The 19,230-nt window shown below is 48.2% G+C and carries 10 protein-coding genes and 3 rRNA genes; 3 read left to right on the top strand and 10 right to left on the bottom strand.

Going from position 1 to position 19,230, the window contains the following annotated elements; all coding sequences use genetic code 11:
• Positions 1-304: 304 nt before the first annotated feature.
• From rrf to ilvC, 9 genes are all read right to left on the bottom strand, one after another.
• Positions 305-420, bottom strand: a 5S ribosomal RNA gene (gene rrf / locus AC1HDP_RS14890).
• Positions 421-520: 100 nt separating this feature from the next.
• Positions 521-3,413 (bottom strand): 23S ribosomal RNA (locus AC1HDP_RS14885).
• Positions 3,414-3,713: 300 nt separating this feature from the next.
• A 16S ribosomal RNA gene (locus tag AC1HDP_RS14880) occupies positions 3,714-5,260 on the bottom strand.
• The 16S, 23S and 5S rRNA genes sit together here, the layout of an rRNA operon.
• A gap of 656 nt (positions 5,261-5,916) precedes the next feature.
• Positions 5,917-7,059: a pyridoxal-phosphate-dependent aminotransferase family protein gene (locus AC1HDP_RS14875; protein WP_479639343.1), complete on the bottom strand. Its 1,143-nt coding sequence runs from the start codon at positions 7,057-7,059 to the stop codon at positions 5,917-5,919.
• Positions 7,060-7,140: 81 nt separating this feature from the next.
• Positions 7,141-8,700, bottom strand: coding sequence for a threonine ammonia-lyase, biosynthetic (gene ilvA / locus AC1HDP_RS14870; RefSeq protein WP_479639342.1), 1,560 nt, complete (start codon positions 8,698-8,700; stop codon positions 7,141-7,143).
• A 2-nt stretch (positions 8,701-8,702) separates the two neighbouring features.
• On the bottom strand, positions 8,703-10,559 hold the full coding sequence (gene ilvD / locus AC1HDP_RS14865; RefSeq protein ID WP_479639341.1) for a dihydroxy-acid dehydratase: 1,857 nt from the start codon (positions 10,557-10,559) through the stop codon (positions 8,703-8,705).
• Between the two features lie 9 nt (positions 10,560-10,568).
• Positions 10,569-10,817, bottom strand: coding sequence for an acetolactate synthase 2 small subunit (ilvM, locus tag AC1HDP_RS14860; RefSeq protein ID WP_140930595.1), 249 nt, complete (start codon positions 10,815-10,817; stop codon positions 10,569-10,571).
• Positions 10,814-12,499, bottom strand: coding sequence for an acetolactate synthase 2 catalytic subunit (ilvG, locus tag AC1HDP_RS14855; protein WP_479639340.1), 1,686 nt, complete (start codon positions 12,497-12,499; stop codon positions 10,814-10,816). The genes ilvM and ilvG overlap by 4 nt, the downstream gene beginning before the upstream one ends.
• Before the next feature lie 349 nt (positions 12,500-12,848).
• Complete coding sequence (gene ilvC / locus AC1HDP_RS14850; RefSeq protein WP_479639339.1) at positions 12,849-14,327, bottom strand: ketol-acid reductoisomerase; 1,479 nt, start codon at positions 14,325-14,327, stop codon at positions 12,849-12,851.
• Positions 14,328-14,451: 124 nt separating this feature from the next.
• Between ilvC and ilvY the strand changes: the two genes are divergently transcribed.
• Positions 14,452-15,315, top strand: a complete 864-nt coding sequence (ilvY, locus tag AC1HDP_RS14845) for an HTH-type transcriptional activator IlvY (RefSeq protein WP_479639338.1) — start codon at positions 14,452-14,454, stop codon at positions 15,313-15,315.
• A 19-nt stretch (positions 15,316-15,334) separates the two neighbouring features.
• On the opposite strand, the gene paeA is transcribed toward ilvY, so the two are convergent.
• Complete coding sequence (gene paeA / locus AC1HDP_RS14840) at positions 15,335-16,678, bottom strand: polyamine export protein PaeA (RefSeq protein ID WP_479639337.1); 1,344 nt, start codon at positions 16,676-16,678, stop codon at positions 15,335-15,337.
• A 166-nt stretch (positions 16,679-16,844) separates the two neighbouring features.
• On the opposite strand from paeA, the gene AC1HDP_RS14835 reads away from it, so the two are divergent.
• Both AC1HDP_RS14835 and AC1HDP_RS14830 read left to right on the top strand, forming a co-directional pair.
• Positions 16,845-17,672: a GGDEF domain-containing protein gene (locus tag AC1HDP_RS14835; protein ID WP_140930587.1), complete on the top strand. Its 828-nt coding sequence runs from the start codon at positions 16,845-16,847 to the stop codon at positions 17,670-17,672.
• Positions 17,663-19,189: a YifB family Mg chelatase-like AAA ATPase gene (locus AC1HDP_RS14830; protein ID WP_479639336.1), complete on the top strand. Its 1,527-nt coding sequence runs from the start codon at positions 17,663-17,665 to the stop codon at positions 19,187-19,189. Before AC1HDP_RS14835 ends, AC1HDP_RS14830 begins: the two co-directional genes overlap by 10 nt.
• Positions 19,190-19,230: the final 41 nt, after the last annotated feature.

Below are 19,230 nucleotides of genomic sequence, written 5' to 3'. Positions count from 1 at the left end.
GAAGATTAAGCTACGGATAACCATCCTTCACTGAGCAGTTAACTTGATTGTTGCAGCTATGGACTTATCCAAGTAATCCATGCTATCGAGACTCAAGCCGCCACACGTTTAAATAAAGAAGGTGCAATGGCTCACCAAGACCTGATTTATTGATAAATACCACTCTTCACAAACCGTAAAGCCAACGATTAAGCTAGCAAGCTCTAGTGTCAGACGTTGTGAACGCAAGTTAATCAAAAATCTAAACGAAAAAAGCCCGTTGCATGGCAACGGGCTTTATCGACTCTCTTCCGAGAAATTAGGCGCCTGGAGATGACCTACTCTCGCATGGGGAAACCCCACACTACCATCGGCGCGACTGCGTTTCACTTCTGAGTTCGGAATGGGATCAGGTGGTGCCACAGTGCTATGGTCTCCAGACAAATTTGGAAATTCAGAAAGCTAATTATTGAGTACTCAATCTTCAATCAAGTATTTTTCGATTCTTTCAGGCTTGTTCAGTAAAACCCATCTGGGTTGTATGGTTAAGCCTCTCGGGTCATTAGTACAAGTTAGCTCAACGCCTCACAACGCTTACACACCTTGCCTATCAACGTCCTAGTCTCGGACGGCCCTTCAGAGGACTTATAGTCCTAGGGATGACTCATCTTGGGGCTCGCTTCCCGCTTAGATGCTTTCAGCGGTTATCGATTCCGAACGTAGCTACCGGGCAATGCCATTGGCATGACAACCCGAACACCAGCGGTTCGTCCACTCCGGTCCTCTCGTACTAGGAGCAGCTCCCCTCAATCATCCAACGCCCACGGCAGATAGGGACCGAACTGTCTCACGACGTTCTGAACCCAGCTCGCGTACCACTTTAAATGGCGAACAGCCATACCCTTGGGACCGACTTCAGCCCCAGGATGTGATGAGCCGACATCGAGGTGCCAAACACCGCCGTCGATATGAACTCTTGGGCGGTATCAGCCTGTTATCCCCGGAGTACCTTTTATCCGTTGAGCGATGGCCCTTCCATTCAGAACCACCGGATCACTATGACCTACTTTCGTACCTGCTCGACGTGTCTGTCTCGCAGTTAAGCTGGCTTATGCCATTGCACTAACCGTACGATGTCCGACCGTACTTAGCCAACCTTCGTGCTCCTCCGTTACTCTTTGGGAGGAGACCGCCCCAGTCAAACTACCCACCAGGCACTGTCCCTAATCCCGATAAGGGACCTAGGTTAGAACATCAAAACTACAAGGGTGGTATTTCAAGGACGACTCCACACAAACTAGCGTTCATGCTTCAAAGTCTCCCACCTATCCTACACATGTAGGTTCAATGTTCAGTGCCAAGCTATAGTAAAGGTTCACGGGGTCTTTCCGTCTAGCCGCGGGTATACGGCATCTTCACCGCAATTTCAACTTCACTGAGTCTCGGCTGGAGACAGCGTGGCCATCATTACGCCATTCGTGCAGGTCGGAACTTACCCGACAAGGAATTTCGCTACCTTAGGACCGTTATAGTTACGGCCGCCGTTTACCGGGGCTTCGATCATGAGCTTCTCCGAAGATAACCCAATCAATTAACCTTCCGGCACCGGGCAGGCGTCACACCGTATACTTCATCTTGCGATTTTGCACAGTGCTGTGTTTTTGATAAACAGTTGCAGCCACCTGGTATCTGCGACTCCCGCTAGCTTAGAGAGCAAGTCTCATCACCGGCAGGAGCGTACCTTCTCCCGAAGTTACGGTACCATTTTGCCTAGTTCCTTCAGCCGAGTTCTCTCAAGCGCCTTGGTATTCTCTACCCGACCACCTGTGTCGGTTTGGGGTACGATTCCTGCTAACCTGAAGCTTAGAAGATTTTCCTGGAAGCATGGCATCAACTACTTCAGTCCCGTAGGACCTCGTCATCAGCTCTCAGCGTATGTATTCCCGGATTTGCCTAAGAATACCGCCTACCACCTTAAACGCGGACTACCAACGCCGCGCTAGCCTAGCCTTCTCCGTCTCTCCATCGCAGTTAGCACAAGTACGGGAATATTAACCCGTTTCCCATCGACTACGCCTTTCGGCCTCGCCTTAGGGGTCGACTCACCCTGCCCCGATTAACGTTGGACAGGAACCCTTGGTCTTCCGGCGAGGGGGTTTTTCACCCCCTTTATCGTTACTCATGTCAGCATTCGCACTTCTGATACCTCCAGCGTGGGTTACCCCTTCACCTTCAACGGCTTACAGAACGCTCCTCTACCGCGCATCTCTAATGAAATGCACCCGTAGCTTCGGTGACTAGCTTAGCCCCGTTACATCTTCCGCGCAGGCCGACTCGACTAGTGAGCTATTACGCTTTCTTTAAATGATGGCTGCTTCTAAGCCAACATCCTAGCTGTCTAAGCCTTCCCACATCGTTTCCCACTTAGCTAGTACTTTGGGACCTTAGCTGACGGTCTGGGTTGTTTCCCTTTTGACAACGGACGTTAGCACCCGCTGTCTGTCTCCCGCATAGTACTCATTGGTATTCGGAGTTTGCAAAGGGTTGGTAAGTCGGGATGACCCCCTAGCCTTAACAGTGCTCTACCCCCAATGGTATTCGTGCGAGGCGCTACCTAAATAGCTTTCGAGGAGAACCAGATATCTCCCGGTTTGATTGGCCTTTCACCCCCAGCCACAAGTCATCCGCTAATTTTTCAACATTAGTCGGTTCGGTCCTCCAGTTGATGTTACTCAACCTTCAACCTGCCCATGGCTAGATCACCGGGTTTCGGGTCTACACCTAGCAACTAAACGCGCAGTTAACACTCGGTTTCCCTACGGCTCCGCTATTCGCTTAACCTCGCTACTAAATGTAAGTCGCTGACCCATTATACAAAAGGTACGCAGTCACGGTCTCAAGAACCGCTCCCACTGCTTGTACGTATACGGTTTCAGGTTCTATTTCACTCCCCTCACAGGGGTTCTTTTCGCCTTTCCCTCACGGTACTGGTTCACTATCGGTCAGTCAGGAGTATTTAGCCTTGGAGGATGGTCCCCCCATGTTCAGACAACATATCACGTGTGCCGCCTTACTCGTTTTCATCTAAGGTTAGTTTTCATGTACGGGACTATCACCCTGTACCGTTGGACTTTCCAGACCATTCCACTAACACCCCCTAGACTTAAGGGCTAATCCCCGTTCGCTCGCCGCTACTTAGGGAATCTCGGTTGATTTCTTTTCCTCTGGGTACTTAGATGTTTCAGTTCCCCAGGTTCGCCTCATACAGCTATGTATTCACTGTATGATGACCACTTATGTGGCCGGGTTTCCCCATTCGGACATCGTTAGCTCAAATGCTTGTTACTAGCTCGCCAACGCTTTTCGCAAGTTACTACGTCCTTCATCGCCTCTGACTGCCAAGGCATCCACCGTATACGCTTAGTCACTTAACCATACAACCCAAATGAGTTTCACTTGAGCGTATTGCAACTAGCTGGTTTTTACTGTCTCTTGCTTTCGCAAAAGAACGCCTTGATTTACTTCATTTCTGAAGTTAAAGAATATCCAAAACACTTGATTAAAGTATTTTGAGAACTCAATTTTGTATCACCTAATGCTCGCGCATTAAGTTCTACTATCAGCTTTCCAAATTTTTAAAGAACGACACCCCTTCAAAGGAAGGTAATGTTTTGCTCGTCAACAAGACAAGGCAATCTGTGTGAACACTCAACAGTAATGCTAAATCGCATAGGTAAGGAGGTGATCCAGCCCCAGGTTCCCCTAGGGCTACCTTGTTACGACTTCACCCCAGTCATGAACCACACCGTGGTAAACGCCCTCCCCGAAGGGTTAAGCTATCTACTTCTGGTGCAGCCCACTCCCATGGTGTGACGGGCGGTGTGTACAAGGCCCGGGAACGTATTCACCGTGGCATTCTGATCCACGATTACTAGCGATTCCGACTTCATGGAGTCGAGTTGCAGACTCCAATCCGGACTACGATCGGCTTTGTGAGATTAGCTCCACCTCGCGGCTTTGCAACCCTCTGTACCGACCATTGTAGCACGTGTGTAGCCCTACTCGTAAGGGCCATGATGACTTGACGTCGTCCCCACCTTCCTCCGGTTTATCACCGGCAGTCTCCCTAGAGTTCCCACCATTACGTGCTGGCAAATAAGGATAAGGGTTGCGCTCGTTGCGGGACTTAACCCAACATTTCACAACACGAGCTGACGACAGCCATGCAGCACCTGTCTCAGAGTTCCCGAAGGCACTAAGCTATCTCTAGCGAATTCTCTGGATGTCAAGAGTAGGTAAGGTTCTTCGCGTTGCATCGAATTAAACCACATGCTCCACCGCTTGTGCGGGCCCCCGTCAATTCATTTGAGTTTTAACCTTGCGGCCGTACTCCCCAGGCGGTCTACTTAATGCGTTAGCTTGAGAGCCCAGTGTTCAAGACACCAAACTCCGAGTAGACATCGTTTACGGCGTGGACTACCAGGGTATCTAATCCTGTTTGCTCCCCACGCTTTCGTGCATGAGCGTCAGTCTTTGTCCAGGGGGCCGCCTTCGCCACCGGTATTCCTTCAGATCTCTACGCATTTCACCGCTACACCTGAAATTCTACCCCCCTCTACAAGACTCTAGTTTGCCAGTTCAAAATGCAATTCCCAGGTTGAGCCCGGGGCTTTCACATCTCGCTTAACAAACCGCCTGCGCACGCTTTACGCCCAGTAATTCCGATTAACGCTCGGACCCTCCGTATTACCGCGGCTGCTGGCACGGAGTTAGCCGGTCCTTCTTCTGTAGGTAACGTCACAGCTAACGGGTATTAACCGTCAACCTTTCCTCCCTACTGAAAGTGCTTTACAACCCGAAGGCCTTCTTCACACACGCGGCATGGCTGCATCAGGGTTTCCCCCATTGTGCAATATTCCCCACTGCTGCCTCCCGTAGGAGTCTGGGCCGTGTCTCAGTCCCAGTGTGGCTGATCATCCTCTCAGAACAGCTAGGGATCGTCGCCTAGGTGAGCCTTTACCTCACCTACTAGCTAATCCCACCTGGGCTTATCCATCAGCGCAAGGACCCGAAGGCTCCCCTGCTTTCCCCCGTAGGGCGTATGCGGTATTAGCAGTCGTTTCCAACTGTTATCCCCCACAAATGGGCAAATTCCCAGGCATTACTCACCCGTCCGCCGCTCGCCGGCAAAGTAACAAGTTACTTCCCGCTGCCGCTCGACTTGCATGTGTTAGGCCTGCCGCCAGCGTTCAATCTGAGCCATGATCAAACTCTTCAATTAAAGTTTTGTTCGGACCCAAAGGTCCTGCTCAATGAATTCTGTCGATTCGATGATAAATCATCGAATTTGCATGTTATGCGGACATCTTCGTTGAAGTCTCTTGCGAGACGTTTTAAATCGTTGTCGATTTATCAACTACTGTGAATGTCCACACAGATTTGCTTGTCTTCTACTTGTTAAAGAACGTTGCCGCTACGGGCTAGGGATGCGTATTTTACGCATAAACCTGAGTGGGTCAAGCCCTTATTTCAGGCTTGGATTCAAGCGGTTAAACTTTCGCCTAACACCCTTAATCACTCATGGTTAACTTGCTTCGCAAGTTCCATCCTGACCCAGTATCGTTGCCTTACAACGCCGTTTTCTGTGTCAGTGGGGCGCATTATAGGGGGTTAAACCGATAGCGCAAGCGCTTTTCATCATAAAGTGTCATTATTTATTTACACTCAACTTACGACCATGAAGTACACAAACTCCCCCCAGAGTTATCCACAAAGGCTAGGTTTTCATGGCAAAACCCTAGCTAATAAGAAGCAGTTAAACGTCATAAAAAAGGTAAATGCCAGTCACTCGCCCAGCATTTACCCAGAATATGGTGTAAATCTGCCAACCTTTATAGTATCGGCACACTTAATTGACTGATATGCGCTTAAGCCTTGCTAATTTCTTTGCTCATTTAATACGTCTTCCAGCGCCTTGAGGCACAAGGCGACATTCTCGGCGCGCGCGCCGTAGCCCATAAGGCCAATGCGCCACGCTTTACCCGCCAACTCCCCAAGGCCTGCGCCAATTTCTAAGTTATAACGCTCAAGTAAGACTTTACGAACCTGCGCATCATTCACGCCATCTGGGATATAAACAGTATTGAGTTGCGGTAAACGGCAGTTTTCGGCAACAACAAAGCTGAGCCCAAGTTGCTGCAAGCCAACTTTTAGTTGTTGATGCATCACTTTATGGCGTTGCCAAGCTTGCTCCAGCCCTTCATCAGCTAATAAACGCAGTGACTCATGTAATGCATAGAGTGCATTGACAGGCGCAGTGTGATGATAGCTACGTTTGCCTTCACCGCTCCAGTAGCCCATCACTAGGCTCTGATCGAGAAACCAACTTTGCACAGGGGTTTGCCTTGAGGTTAATTTGGCAACGGCAGCACTTGAAAATGACACTGGCGATAAACCTGGAACGCAAGATAGGCATTTTTGTGAGCCGGAATAAATAGCATCTATGCCCCATTCATCCACTAATAGTTCACTGCCACCTAATGAGGTGACGGCATCAACGATACTGAGGCAGTCGTGCGACTTTGTCAGTGCACATAAGGCTTTGGCATCTGACAATGCCCCCGTTGATGTTTCAGCATGAACAAAAGCGACAAACTTGGCATCGGGATGCGCCTTTAATGCGGCGGCGACATCATCAACATTAACGGGTTCACCCCAAGTGTTATCAACCAGTACGACTTGACCACCAATGCGCTCGACATTTTGGCGCATGCGATCGCCAAAAACGCCATTGCGACAAACGATGACTTTATCGCCGCGTTCCACCAAGTTAACAAAGCATGCTTCCATGCCAGCACTACCTGGCGCTGAAATCGCTACCGTCATTTCATTACGGGTTTGGAATGCGTATTGTATGAGGGATTTTAATTCATCCATCATGCCCACAAACAAGGGATCTAAATGCCCAACCGTTGGCCGCGATTGCGCCGCAAGCACTTGAGGATAAATATCAGAAGGCCCTGGCCCCATTAATATTCTTCTTGGCGGCATAAAGGCCGCAACTTTTGGTGCAACTATCATTAGAACTCCTTGTTTATTATCCATACCGGCTCAATGAGGCTAAGTTACCATAGGTATCAGCCGTAGCATCGTCTCGATAAGCTATTTGCTACTAACGTCACTGTCACCATGCTGCAAAAACAATTGATAAGCAGGGCTGCCAGTTTGTTCTTGGTAGATAAAGCCAAGCTCATCTAAAAAGCGCTGAAAGGCTAACTCGTCAGTGCTCGGTACTTCAAACCCCGCCAGCACTTGGCCATAAGCGGCGCCATGATTGCGATAATGAAACAAACTAATGTTCCATTGGCTTTGCAGCGTGGTCAGAAACTTTAATAGTGCGCCTGGATGCTCTGGAAATTCAAAACTTAATAAGCGCTCAGTTAATGCTTGCGGTGGGCGCCCCCCCACCATATAGCGGATATGTAATTTGGCGGTTTCATCTTGCGATAAATCTTGCACGCCAAACCCCGCTTGCTTTAATGAACCAATAAGCTCGGCTAACTCATTCAGACTTGTAATGCGCACACCGGCAAACACCACAGCTTGTTGGCGATTGTTGAAGCGATAGTTACATTCAGTAATGGCGCGCGGCGATAACAACTGGCAAAAGCGCAAGAAGCTGCCGGGCTGCTCAGGAACGGTAACCGCTAATACCGCCTCTTTATGTTCACCGAGCTCACAGCGCTCAGAGACATAACGCAAACTATGAAAATTGACATTAGCGCCACTTAAGATAGCGCCCGCTTTATGAAATTTATTGCCAGCATGCTTTTTAAGCCCAGCTAACGCTAAAGCGCCAGCGGGCTCGGCAATCGCGCGGGTATCTTCAAAGATATCTTTTACCGCCGCGCAGATTTCATCTGAGCTTACGCTAATCACTTCATCCACATACTCTTTAGCTAAGCGAAACGTTTCATCACCAATGCGCTTAACCGCCACGCCATCAGCAAATAACCCTACTTGCTCTAAAGTAACGGGATGCCCAGCAAGCATCGCCGCCTGCAAACAGGCGGCGTCTTCAGGTTCTACCCCTATAATCTTCACTTCAGGCATCACAGCTTTATAGTAAGCGGCCATGCCGGCAATTAAGCCGCCGCCCCCCACAGGAATATAAATAGCTTGTAAGTCAGATTGCTGCTGCAGCATTTCTTGCGCTACTGTGCCTTGCCCAGCAATAACTGCTTCATCGTCAAAGGGGGCGACATACACCCGCCCTTGCTCTTGCGCTAATTGCTTGGCATAAGTATTAGCTTGATCAAAACCATCACCATATAGCAGCACTTCTCCGCCGCGGCGTTTTACTGCATCTATCTTGATGGCGGGCGTAGTAGTTGGCATCACAATCACAGCACTTATGCCTAAACTGCTCGCTGATAGAGCGACTCCTTGAGCATGATTACCGGCGGATGCACAAATCACCCCGCGCTGGCGCTCTTCTTGCGATAAGCGGGCAATGCGATTGTAAGCGCCGCGAATTTTGAAGGAATGCACAGGTTGCAAATCTTCACGCTTTAAATAAACCTGACAGCCAAGGCGCGATGATAACTTTGGCAAGCTAGATAGTGGCGTCACCTTAGCAACGTCATAGACTTTAGAACGTAAAATCTGCTGTAGATAATAGTTAGCTAAAGTCAGCTGTGATTCTCGCGCTAACGCTAACATAGTTACCCCTCCAACTGGCTGCGATCGCGCACCGCACCTTTATCGGCGCTAGTGGCTAACAAGGCGTAGGCTTTTAATGCCCAAGAAACACTGCGTTGTCGATTGTTAGGCTTCCACGCCTGTGCGCCTTTAGCCAGCATGGCTATGCGCCGCGCCGCTAATTCAGTAGGGCTTACCATTAATTCCATGCGGCGAGTGGGAATATCTATCTCAATAATATCGCCAGTACGCACTAAGGCTATCACGCCACCAGCAGCAGCCTCTGGTGACACATGACCAATGGACAGTCCAGAAGTACCACCAGAAAAACGGCCATCAGTAATCAAGGCGCAGGCTTTACCTAAGCCGCGGGATTTTAAATAACTGGTGGGATAAAGCATTTCTTGCATGCCAGGGCCACCTTTAGGGCCTTCGTAGCGAATAACGACTACGTCACCTGTGATTACTTCTCCGCCTAAAATCGCAGCTACCGCATCATCTTGGCTTTCATATACACGCGCTGGCCCGACAAAACGTAAGTTATCGGCATCAACGCCTGCGGTTTTCACTATGCTGCCATCGGCGGCTAAATTACCCGTCAACACAGCTAAGCCGCCTTCAAGGCTAAAGGCATGGTCAAGACTGCGGATACAGCCTTCTTGTCTGTCAGTATCTAAACTTGGCCAGCGGCATGATTGACTAAAAGCTTTAGTGGTCGGAATACCGGCAGGGCCTGCACTAAACATGTGCTTGACGTTGTCATCACGCGTTTGCATCACATCATATTGACCCAGTAAATCCGCTAAGGTGCCGTTATCTAGCGCCACATGGCCAACATCGGTATGGAGTAAATTCGCTCGCTGCAACTCACCTAAAATCGCCATTACGCCACCAGCGCGGTGCACATCTTCCATATGATATTTAGGGGTAGAAGGCGCGACCTTACATAAATGCGGCACTTGGCGCGATAGTCTATCGATATCCGCCATAGTGAAGTTAATATCCGCCTCATAGGCGGCGGCCAATAGATGCAATACCGTATTGGATGAGCCACCCATGGCGATATCTAAGGTCATGGCATTTTCAAAGGCGTTAAAATTGGCAATGTTGCGCGGTAAAACCGATTCATCATCTTGCTGATAATAGCGTTTAGCAAGGGCCATCACTCGCCGCCCCGCTTCTAAAAATAGCTCACGGCGATCACTGTGGGTGGCCAGTAATGAGCCGTTACCAGGTAGCGACAAACCTAAGGCTTCAGTAAGACAATTCATTGAGTTAGCAGTAAACATGCCCGAGCATGAACCGCAGGTTGGGCAAGCGCTGCGCTCTATCTGAGCGCTATCACTATCAGACACGCGGCTATCGGCCCCCGCCACCATGGCATCAACCAAATCAAGCTTAATAATTTTATCTGAAAGCTTAGTTTTACCCGCTTCCATCGGCCCGCCCGATACAAACACCACAGGGATATTTAACCTCAGCGCGGCCATTAACATGCCAGGGGTTATTTTGTCGCAATTAGAGATACACACTAAGGCATCAGCGCAGTGGGCATTGACCATATACTCTAAGCTATCGGCAATTAACTCTCGAGATGGCAAGCTATAGAGCATGCCGCCATGGCCCATAGCTATGCCATCATCAACGGCGATACTATTAAACTCTTTAGCTATGCCGCCAGCCTCTTCAATGGCGCTAGCCACTAACGCGCCCATGTCTTTCAAGTGCACATGGCCTGGTACAAATTGGGTAAATGAATTCGCTATCGCTATTATGGGTTTTCCAAAGTCTTCATCTTTTACACCTGTGGCTCGCCATAATGCCCGCGCCCCAGCCATATTGCGTCCTTCCGTTGTGGTTGCTGATCGTAATTTTGCCATACTATGTCCTTATCCTCTGGCCTGTTGCGCCAATGCTGTGATCACCTGACATTCAGTGACATCCAATAATTTAGTTAACTGCCGGGTCAATAATTCAATTGCGCGTTCAGCTTCTACATGTATTTCAAGGGTATTAAGTCCGCCATGACAACTCATGGCCATAGCCGTTAAGGTAAAGCCGCGGTGGCGCACTACCCGTAATACTCGCTCTACAACTTCTGGGCGATTACGAGTCACTAAATTGATGTGATGGATCATAGTGCTTCCCCTTTAACAGCGTGTGATTGATCTAACATTTGGTGATTAGCAGCCCCCGGCGGCACTAAAGGCCACACATTAAATGCTGAATCGATTTTGACATGGAGTAAAAATGGCCCAGCATGAGCGAGCATTTGCCCAAGGCCTTGCTCCACTTCATCGGCGCGGCTAATGCAGCGGCCAGCGATATTAAATACGGCGGCGAGCGCCACAAAATCAGGGTTATCTGAAAGGTCGGTTTCAGATAAACGGCCATTAAAGAACAATTCTTGCCACTGCTTCACCATGCCAAGCTTACTGTTATCTATGACAACTATCTTGACCCCAAGCTGATAGCGATTAATGGTGGCAAGCTCTTGAATATTCATCATGATGGAGCCATCACCACACACAGCCACGACAGTCGCTTTGGGCCTTGCAAACTGCGCGCCTATGGCGGCCGGCAAACCAAAACCCATAGTGCCTAAGCCGGCGCTGGATAAATGATCTTCTGGGCGGCGAAACCACATATGCTGCGCGACCCACATTTGATGCTGACCGACATCGCAGCTAACCACATTGTTGTCAGGCAATTGATTCGCTAAGGTGCGCAGTAACTTAGGCGCATAAATTAACTCACCCTGATGGTTATAATCCCATTGATATTGCTGACTTAGCTCAGTCACTCGCGTTAACCAAGCATCAATAGATAACGTGCAACTTAATTGATTAAGGGCAAGGGTGAGATCGCCACAAAAAGAGAACTCAGGCTGGCGTAACTTACCGCATTCTGCGGGATCAATATCAAGATGAACCACCTTAGCCAGCGGCGCAAATTGCGCTAATTTACCCGTCACGCGATCATCAAATCGTGCGCCGACCACCAGCAGTAAATCGCATTCTTGCACCGCCAGATTGGCAGCTTTTAAACCGTGCATGCCGAGCATACCCAAATAGTGCGGATTACGGGCATCAATGCAGCCAAGCCCCTTAAGGGTGGCCACCGATGGCATGCCAGTTTGCTGAAGAAATTGTTGCAGCGCGCCAACGGCGCCAGCCATACCTACGCCGCCGCCCGCATAAACTATGGGGCGCAGTGATGATTGCATTAACTGCTTTGCAGATGCGAGCTCATTAGGATTAAGGGTTGGCAGCTCTTCAACCGCCATCAAGGGAGCGCGATATTTAAGGGCGGCTAATTGAATGTCTTTAGGAATGTCCACCAGCACTGGGCCTGGGCGACCACTGGCGGCAAGCTCAAAGGCTTGATAAAGCGCAGGCAAAAGTTCATCTACATGGCGCACCATGACACTGTGTTTAGTGCACGCAAGGGATAAACCTAATACATCCATTTCTTGAAAAGCATCAGTTCCTATCAGGCTTTGTGGCACTTGGCCTGTGATAGCGACCAGTGGCACAGAATCTAACAAGGCATCGGCTAGCACAGTCACTAGATTGGTAGCTCCAGGGCCAGAAGTTGCAAAGCACACCGCAGTTTTGCCACTTGCTCTGGCATAACCGAGCGCCGCAAATGCCGCCCCTTGTTCGTGTCGCCCTAAGATATGCTCAAGCTCACTGCCATGTAAGGCATCATAAATGGGCATGATAGCACCGCCTGGGTAACCAAATACTTGGGTTACGCCATGGGCGATTAGCGCTCGTATCACCGCTTGCGCGCCATTGATTTCGTGCTCATGTTCCATTGGTTTACCTCTGCCTGATAAAACAAAACCCCCCGGTCCTGTGGGAGCGGGGGGTTGACGTTACTGCTTTCAGTGTGGTCAATGCGCCTTCGGCCGCCCCCGGGGTGAGATAATAATCACCATGCTAATAATCACAGACAGGAGCACAGCTAAGCCGCCAACAAGGCTGAGCTTATTTACTGATAGCAACTGCATGATTTGGGCTTGATTAGTCATTTAACACTGAATTCCTATCTGTGGTGCTAATACTTAGTATTTACATCTATCTATACATGTTTAGCACAATTAACTTTCAAGCCCAACTGAAATTTCCTCAAGTAAGCCTGTTATCTAAAGCAATGTTACATTCTCAATTTACATTAATGCGCTTCATCGCTTTCATATAACCGCGCAGCTTAGCGCCAACTTGCTCTACCTGAGTTGAGCGAATCGCTTGATTAACAGCAATAAGTTCTTGGTTGTCGACTTGATTATCATCAAACCTAAGGCCAGCACCTAAATACTGAGGTGACATAGTCATCACATAATCACGCAGTAACGGCACGGCGGCGTGATTAAATAAATAACAGCCATATTCAGCGGTATCAGAAATCACCACGTTCATTTCGTATAAACGTTTACGGGCTATGGTGTTGGCAATCAAAGGCGTTTCGTGCAGCGACTCATAATAGGCAGATTCTTCAATAATGCCGGCGGCCACCATAGTATCAAAGGCCAACTCAACCCCAGCTTTGATCATAGCCACTAAGAAGATGCCTTTATCAAAATAGGCTTGCTCTTCGAGCACTTCACTACTTTGTGGCGCCTGTTCAAAACCCGTGTCATTTGTTTGGGCGCGCCAGCGCAGCAAATTAGCATCATCATTGGCCCAATCCGTCATCATAGTACTTGAGAACTGACCACTGATAATGTCATCCATATGCTTTTCAAATAAGGGTTTAAGCTGCTGTTTTAATTCCTCGGCCATTTTGAAAGCTGCTAGTTTGGCAGGATTAGACAGCCTATCCATCATATGAGTGATGCCGCCATGCTTAAGCGCTTCGGTAATGGTTTCTAAACCTTGTTGGATAAGTTTGGCGGCATAACCTGGCTCTAAGCCATCGGCGACCATTTTGTCATAACCTAGAATCGCACTGGTCTGCAGCATGCCGCACAGAATGGTTTGCTCGCCCATCAGGTCAGACTTTACTTCGGCAATAAAGGATGAATGCAAGACGCCAGCGCGATCGCCGCCGGTAGCACTGGCATAAGCCTTGGCAACCTCAAATCCTTGGCCTTTAGGATCATTGTCAGGATGCACAGCAATCAGTGTTGGCACTCCAAAGCCGCGCTTGTATTCTTCACGCACCTCAGTGCCTGGGCACTTAGGTGCCACCATGATCACTGTAATATCTGGGCGCACCTGCATGCCTTCTTCCACAATATTAAAGCCATGGGAATAAGATAAGGTAGCGCCTTGCTTCATTAGCGGCATAACCGCATTGACGACGGCACTATGTTGCTTATCTGGGGTCAGGTTTAAGACTAAATCCGCCTTTGGGATCAGCGCTTCAAAGCTGCCAACCTTAAAGCCATTAGCTGTCGCCCGCTGAAAGGAATCACGCTGCTCGTCAATGGCCTGTTGGCGCAAGGCATAAGAAATATTTAAGCCTGAATCACGCATATTAAGGCCTTGATTTAACCCCTGCGCGCCACAGCCCAAAATAACAATATTCCAATCGCGAATAGCTGCGCAGCCATTGCTAAATTCGCTTGCTTGCATGAATCGACACTGACCTAACTGAGCCAATTGCTCTCGTAAACTCAACGAGTTGAAATAATTCGTCATTACTAATCCCTGCCACTGAATATTGAAAATGAATGCTCTGAATTCACTATATCGCCTATCTTTCATTGCTTAAAATGATATATTCGCTACACAGCATTGCATAATTTGCAACATGGAGTTCACCTTGGATATCCGCAGCCTTAAAATCTATTTGCACTTATGTGACAGCCTGCATTTTGGCCATACGGCGCAGCGGATGCATGTCAGCCCATCGACCTTAAGCCGCCAATTACAGCGCTTAGAGCAGTTAGCTGGGAGTCAATTTTTTGAACGGGATAACCGCCAAGTACGCTTAACCCAAGCGGGAATGGCATTTCGCACTTTTGCTCAAGAAACAGTTAACCATTGGCAATTGCTGCAACAGCAACTCACCCCCAGCACTGAATTGATTGGTCAGCTCAGGCTGTACTGCTCAGTAACGGCGGCTTACAGCCACTTACCATCTTTGCTTGATACTTTTAGGCGCCAGCAGCCACTAGTTGAAATCAATCTCACTACAGGTGATGCCGCCAACGCCCCCGACCAGGTACAGCAAAATTTGGCCGATATTGCTATCGCCGCTAAACCAGCCCTATTGGCAACGAGTCTGGATTTTCTAGAGATAGATTCCATCCCTATGTGCTTAGTCGTACCTAAGAGCGAATGGCGTGATGATTTAACGATCAATGACTGGCTCAATAAGCCTTTGATCTTGCCTGAGCGCGGGCCAAGCCGAGATAGTGCCGAAGCTTTATATAAGCAATTAGATATGAGTATGCGGATTTATGCGCAGGTTTCTGGCCATGAAGCCATGGCTTCTATGGTGGCGCTTGGGTGTGGAATAAGTATTTTACCTGAAGTGGTCATCCAGCACAGTCCTGTGCGGGATAGATTGCAGGCATTGCCGCTAGCGCAAGTGTTGCCGTTAAAGCTCGGCTGCATATCCCGCCGCACTATGCGGCAGGACCCTTTGCTCGAAGCATTTTTACGAACCCTGCCTCAGCACTAGCATGTTAACTGGTAAAACTTTATGCCTTGATATCTGCGTTAGCTAACGCCAAGGCGCTGTCAGCAGGTGATTTTTCAGGCTCAATGCGAGTAACCAGTAATTGATCTACTCGGTAAGAGTCGATATCTACTACTTCAAATTTAAAACCACTGTGTACCACATAATCGGTGCGCTTAGGTATTTTGCGCAGCATATACATAATAAAACCGGCGATAGTTTCATAGTTTTGGCTCTGAGGAAATTCTTCAATACCAAATGAGCGCATCACATCAGTAATCGGCGTTAAACCATCCACCAACCAAGAGTTAAGATCGCGCGCCACAATTTGCTCTTCGCCTTCCGCTAAGTTCCATGAACCCATCACAGCACTTTGTAAATCGTTGGTGGTCACTACCCCAACGACCAAGGCATATTCGTTCATCACAACCGCAAAATCCGCGCGATTATTTTTAAAGTATTCCATCGCCTCAGATAAATTAAGGGTATCAGGCACTATTAATACTGGATGTAGTAAATCGCCCTTTTTCAAGTCAATGACTTCGCCATTAATCACGCGCATCAGCAATTCTTTAGCATCCACAAAGCCTTTAATTTGATCTAGCTGCCCATCACACACTAAGAACTTGTTATGTGGGTCTTGCGCAATCTTGCGCTTCATATCTTCTTCTGTGTCTTGCTGCAGGAAGAAAATTAAGCTTTCACGCACTGTCATGGCTGCTGTGACTGGTACGCTTTGCATTTCAAACACGTTTTCCATGAGTTGCTGCTCATCTTTTTGCAGCACGCCCGCCTCAGTACCCGCCGCCATTACAGCGTAAATATCATCTTCAGTAATGGCGTCATTACGCGCCATAGAGATACCCAGCAATTTAAAGACAGTGTTGGATATACCATTAAACATCCAGACTAAAGGCTTTAATAGCACAATACAAAAAGACATAGCGCCAACTAATGCCATGGCAATTTGTTCAGGCATAGCCATGGCTACGCGCTTAGGCATAAGGTCGGCAATTAAAATAAATAAGCTAGTAACCATTACAAATGACAGGACAAAACTGATTTGCCCAAGATAAGGTTCCGGCAATAATGGCGTTAACATCAGTGTAAAATATGGCGTAAATGCAGATTCACCGACAATACCGCCTAAGATAGCCACGGCATTTAAGCCAATTTGCACCGCAGTAAAGAAGTTTCCTGGCTGAGCTTGCAGTTGTAATACTCGACCCGCTCTTAAGTCTCCCTCATCAAATAGTTGCCGCAGACGCATTTTACGCGAGCCAGCTAAGGCAATTTCAGACATAGAAAAGAAACTACTAATACTGATCAAAAGGAATATGATTAACAAATTCTCGAACAAGCTCATGGATACACCCGGAACAAAAAGGAATTGACGCACACAGCGTAGACAAACAACTGCTAAATATATGCTTAACGGCCAGTGGTCGCTACTGTCTAGTTAACAAACAATGTAAAAATAGCATTTTTAGGCGATTGACTATACTTAAATCACGTTAATCACGGTGATTTACATGACAATAATTGCGGTTAGCTTAGTCTTGCTAGGTTTACTGGGCTTAATCGCCTCAATCAAGCCGGCCTATGCCATTCTCCATTTATCAGACTATCAACATAAGGGATGGTTAGCCTTAGTGGCTATGATATCCATGTTCATTTTCGGCTATATCGGCTTCATCTATATGCTGATTGATCATCAAGTTTCCATGCTTGAGCTGGTAGTCGCAGCGATTTTTTGTGGTGGCGGCGCGTTTGTGTTTGTCATTACCTGCATGAGTCGTCAAACCATAGGCGATTTAATGAAGACTCTGCAACAAAACCATTTTCAGGCCCATCACGATAGCCTAACTGGGCTCGCTAATCGCCATCAGTTTTACCTTGATTTAGAACAAATGTTTGCCTCACAAACCCCCTACTTTTGCTGCATGATGTTAGATCTTAATAAATTCAAACTCATCAACGATAACTATGGTCATAGCTATGGCGACCATGTGCTTCAAGTGGTCGCCGAAAGATTGCTAAGGGCAGTGCCTGAAGATGCCATTACTGCGCGCTTAGGCGGTGATGAGTTATCGGTATTATTGCCAGGTTATGACAGTGAAATGGCCATACGTATTGCCCAAACCATACAGCAGAGCTTGATGGCCCCCATTGAATACGAAGGCGCAGTTCTCAGCATTGGGGTTAGCATAGGTATCGCCCAGTACCCCACAGATGGTAATGATAAAACCAGCCTAATGATTAATGCTGATATCGCTATGTATCAAGCCAAACGCAATGACAGCCATTATCAAATCTATCAATCCCACCTCGACATGGATCAATACACTTCATGTCGCTAGCTACTAGCTTAACCCGCGCCCAATTTGGAGTAGAAGCGCCACAGGTAAAAGTGGAAGTACATATTGGCAACGGCTTGCCGAGCTTTTCATTGGTGGGCTTACCAGAAACATCCGTTAAAGAAGCCAAAGAGCGAGTGCGCAGCGCCATTATCAATTCTGGTTTTGAATTTCCCATGCGCCGCATCACAGTTAATTTAGCGCCGGCTGAACTTCCTAAACAAGGCGGCCGCTACGACTTACCCATAGCCATTGCGATTTTAGCCGCCTCAGGTCAAGTGCCCTTAACCAGCCTTAAAGACACTGAGTTTGCCGGGGAGTTGTCATTGTCAGGTCAAATCAATGGCTGCAAAGGCTTACTACCAACGATTGTCGGCGCTAAAAATGTGCAGCACCGGCTAATTATTCCCATTGATAATCATTTCGACGCCGAGTTGGTGAGTCATCACGCCTGCTATATGGCAGGTCACTTACAACAAGTGACCGATTATTTGCATGGCCGTATCGAGCTTGCCAATAATGCCACCGCGGCTCACTGGCAAGAACCGCCTGCCAACCATAACCCTTTATGTTTAAGCGATATTATTGGTCAGCATCAAGCTAAACAAGCGCTTGAAATAGCCGCTTCATCAGACTTCAATCTATTACTTATCGGCCCTCCTGGGACTGGCAAAACCATGCTGGCCAATCGTATTTTACCGCTATTGCCACAGCTTAATTACCAAGAAGCCTTAGAAGTGGCCTCACTGTATTCCATCGCTGGCATTAACTTAACGCCAGCCCAATTATGCATGCGCCCCTTTCGGAATCCGCATCACACCAGCTCTGCTATTTCATTAGTGGGCGGTGGCTCGCAGCCGCAGCCCGGTGAAATATCTTTGGCCCATAAAGGCGTCTTGTTTCTGGATGAATTGGCTGAATTTCCAAGAAAAGTGCTAGATACCTTAAGGGAGCCACTAGAAACTGGGGAAGTCGTGATTTCCAGAGCCAAAGCTAAGCTCACCTTTGCCTGCCAATTTCAATTAATTGCCGCCATGAATCCAAGCCCTTGCGGTGATATTGAAGGTCAGCGGCGCTCAACACCGGATCAAGTTTTGCGCTATTTAAGTAAGCTGTCTGGGCCTTTTTTGGATAGGTTTGACTTAAGTATTGAAGTGCCCAAACTGCCAACGGGCAGCTTATCTCAAGCCAACAGCCAACAAGGGGAAACCACGGCGCAAGTGCGCGAACGTGTATTGCTCGCAAGGCAAGTGCAGTTTGAGCGTCAAGGAACACTGAATAAATACCTTACGGGCAAGGCACTAGATAATGCCTGCCAACTGAGTGCGTCCGATCGCTTATTTTTAGAAACCAGCATTGAAAAACTTGGGCTATCGGTACGCAGCTTTCATCGCATCATGAAAGTAAGCCGCACCATTGCAGATTTGCAGCACTCCCAAAAAGTCGAGCGCCGCCATGTGGCGCAAGCCTTAGGCTTCAGAGCCATGGATAGATTAATGCATAGTTTAAGTCAGTACTAAGCTTAGATCCCCTGTCGAAACACCTATACCAAGGCCCTTGC

This window comes from Shewanella sp. ISS20, from assembly GCF_056522965.1.
Note: the sequence above shows the minus strand (reverse complement) of the source record. Positions and strands in the feature narration are given on the sequence as shown.

Bases quoted from the DNA above. Each gene is read 5' to 3' on its own strand.
- AC1HDP_RS14875 (WP_479639343.1), bottom strand. From the start codon at position 7,059: ATGATAGTTGCACCAAAAGTTGCGGCCTTTATGCCGCCAAGAAGAATA.
- ilvA (WP_479639342.1), bottom strand. From the start codon at position 8,700: ATGTTAGCGTTAGCGCGAGAATCACAGCTGACTTTAGCTAACTATTAT.
- ilvD (WP_479639341.1), bottom strand. From the start codon at position 10,559: ATGGCAAAATTACGATCAGCAACCACAACGGAAGGACGCAATATGGCT.
- ilvM (WP_140930595.1), bottom strand. From the start codon at position 10,817: ATGATCCATCACATCAATTTAGTGACTCGTAATCGCCCAGAAGTTGTA.
- ilvG (WP_479639340.1), bottom strand. From the start codon at position 12,499: ATGGAACATGAGCACGAAATCAATGGCGCGCAAGCGGTGATACGAGCG.
- ilvC (WP_479639339.1), bottom strand. From the start codon at position 14,327: ATGACGAATTATTTCAACTCGTTGAGTTTACGAGAGCAATTGGCTCAG.
- paeA (WP_479639337.1), bottom strand. From the start codon at position 16,678: ATGAGCTTGTTCGAGAATTTGTTAATCATATTCCTTTTGATCAGTATT.
- AC1HDP_RS14835 (WP_140930587.1), top strand. From the start codon at position 16,845: ATGACAATAATTGCGGTTAGCTTAGTCTTGCTAGGTTTACTGGGCTTA.
- AC1HDP_RS14830 (WP_479639336.1), top strand. From the start codon at position 17,663: ATGTCGCTAGCTACTAGCTTAACCCGCGCCCAATTTGGAGTAGAAGCG.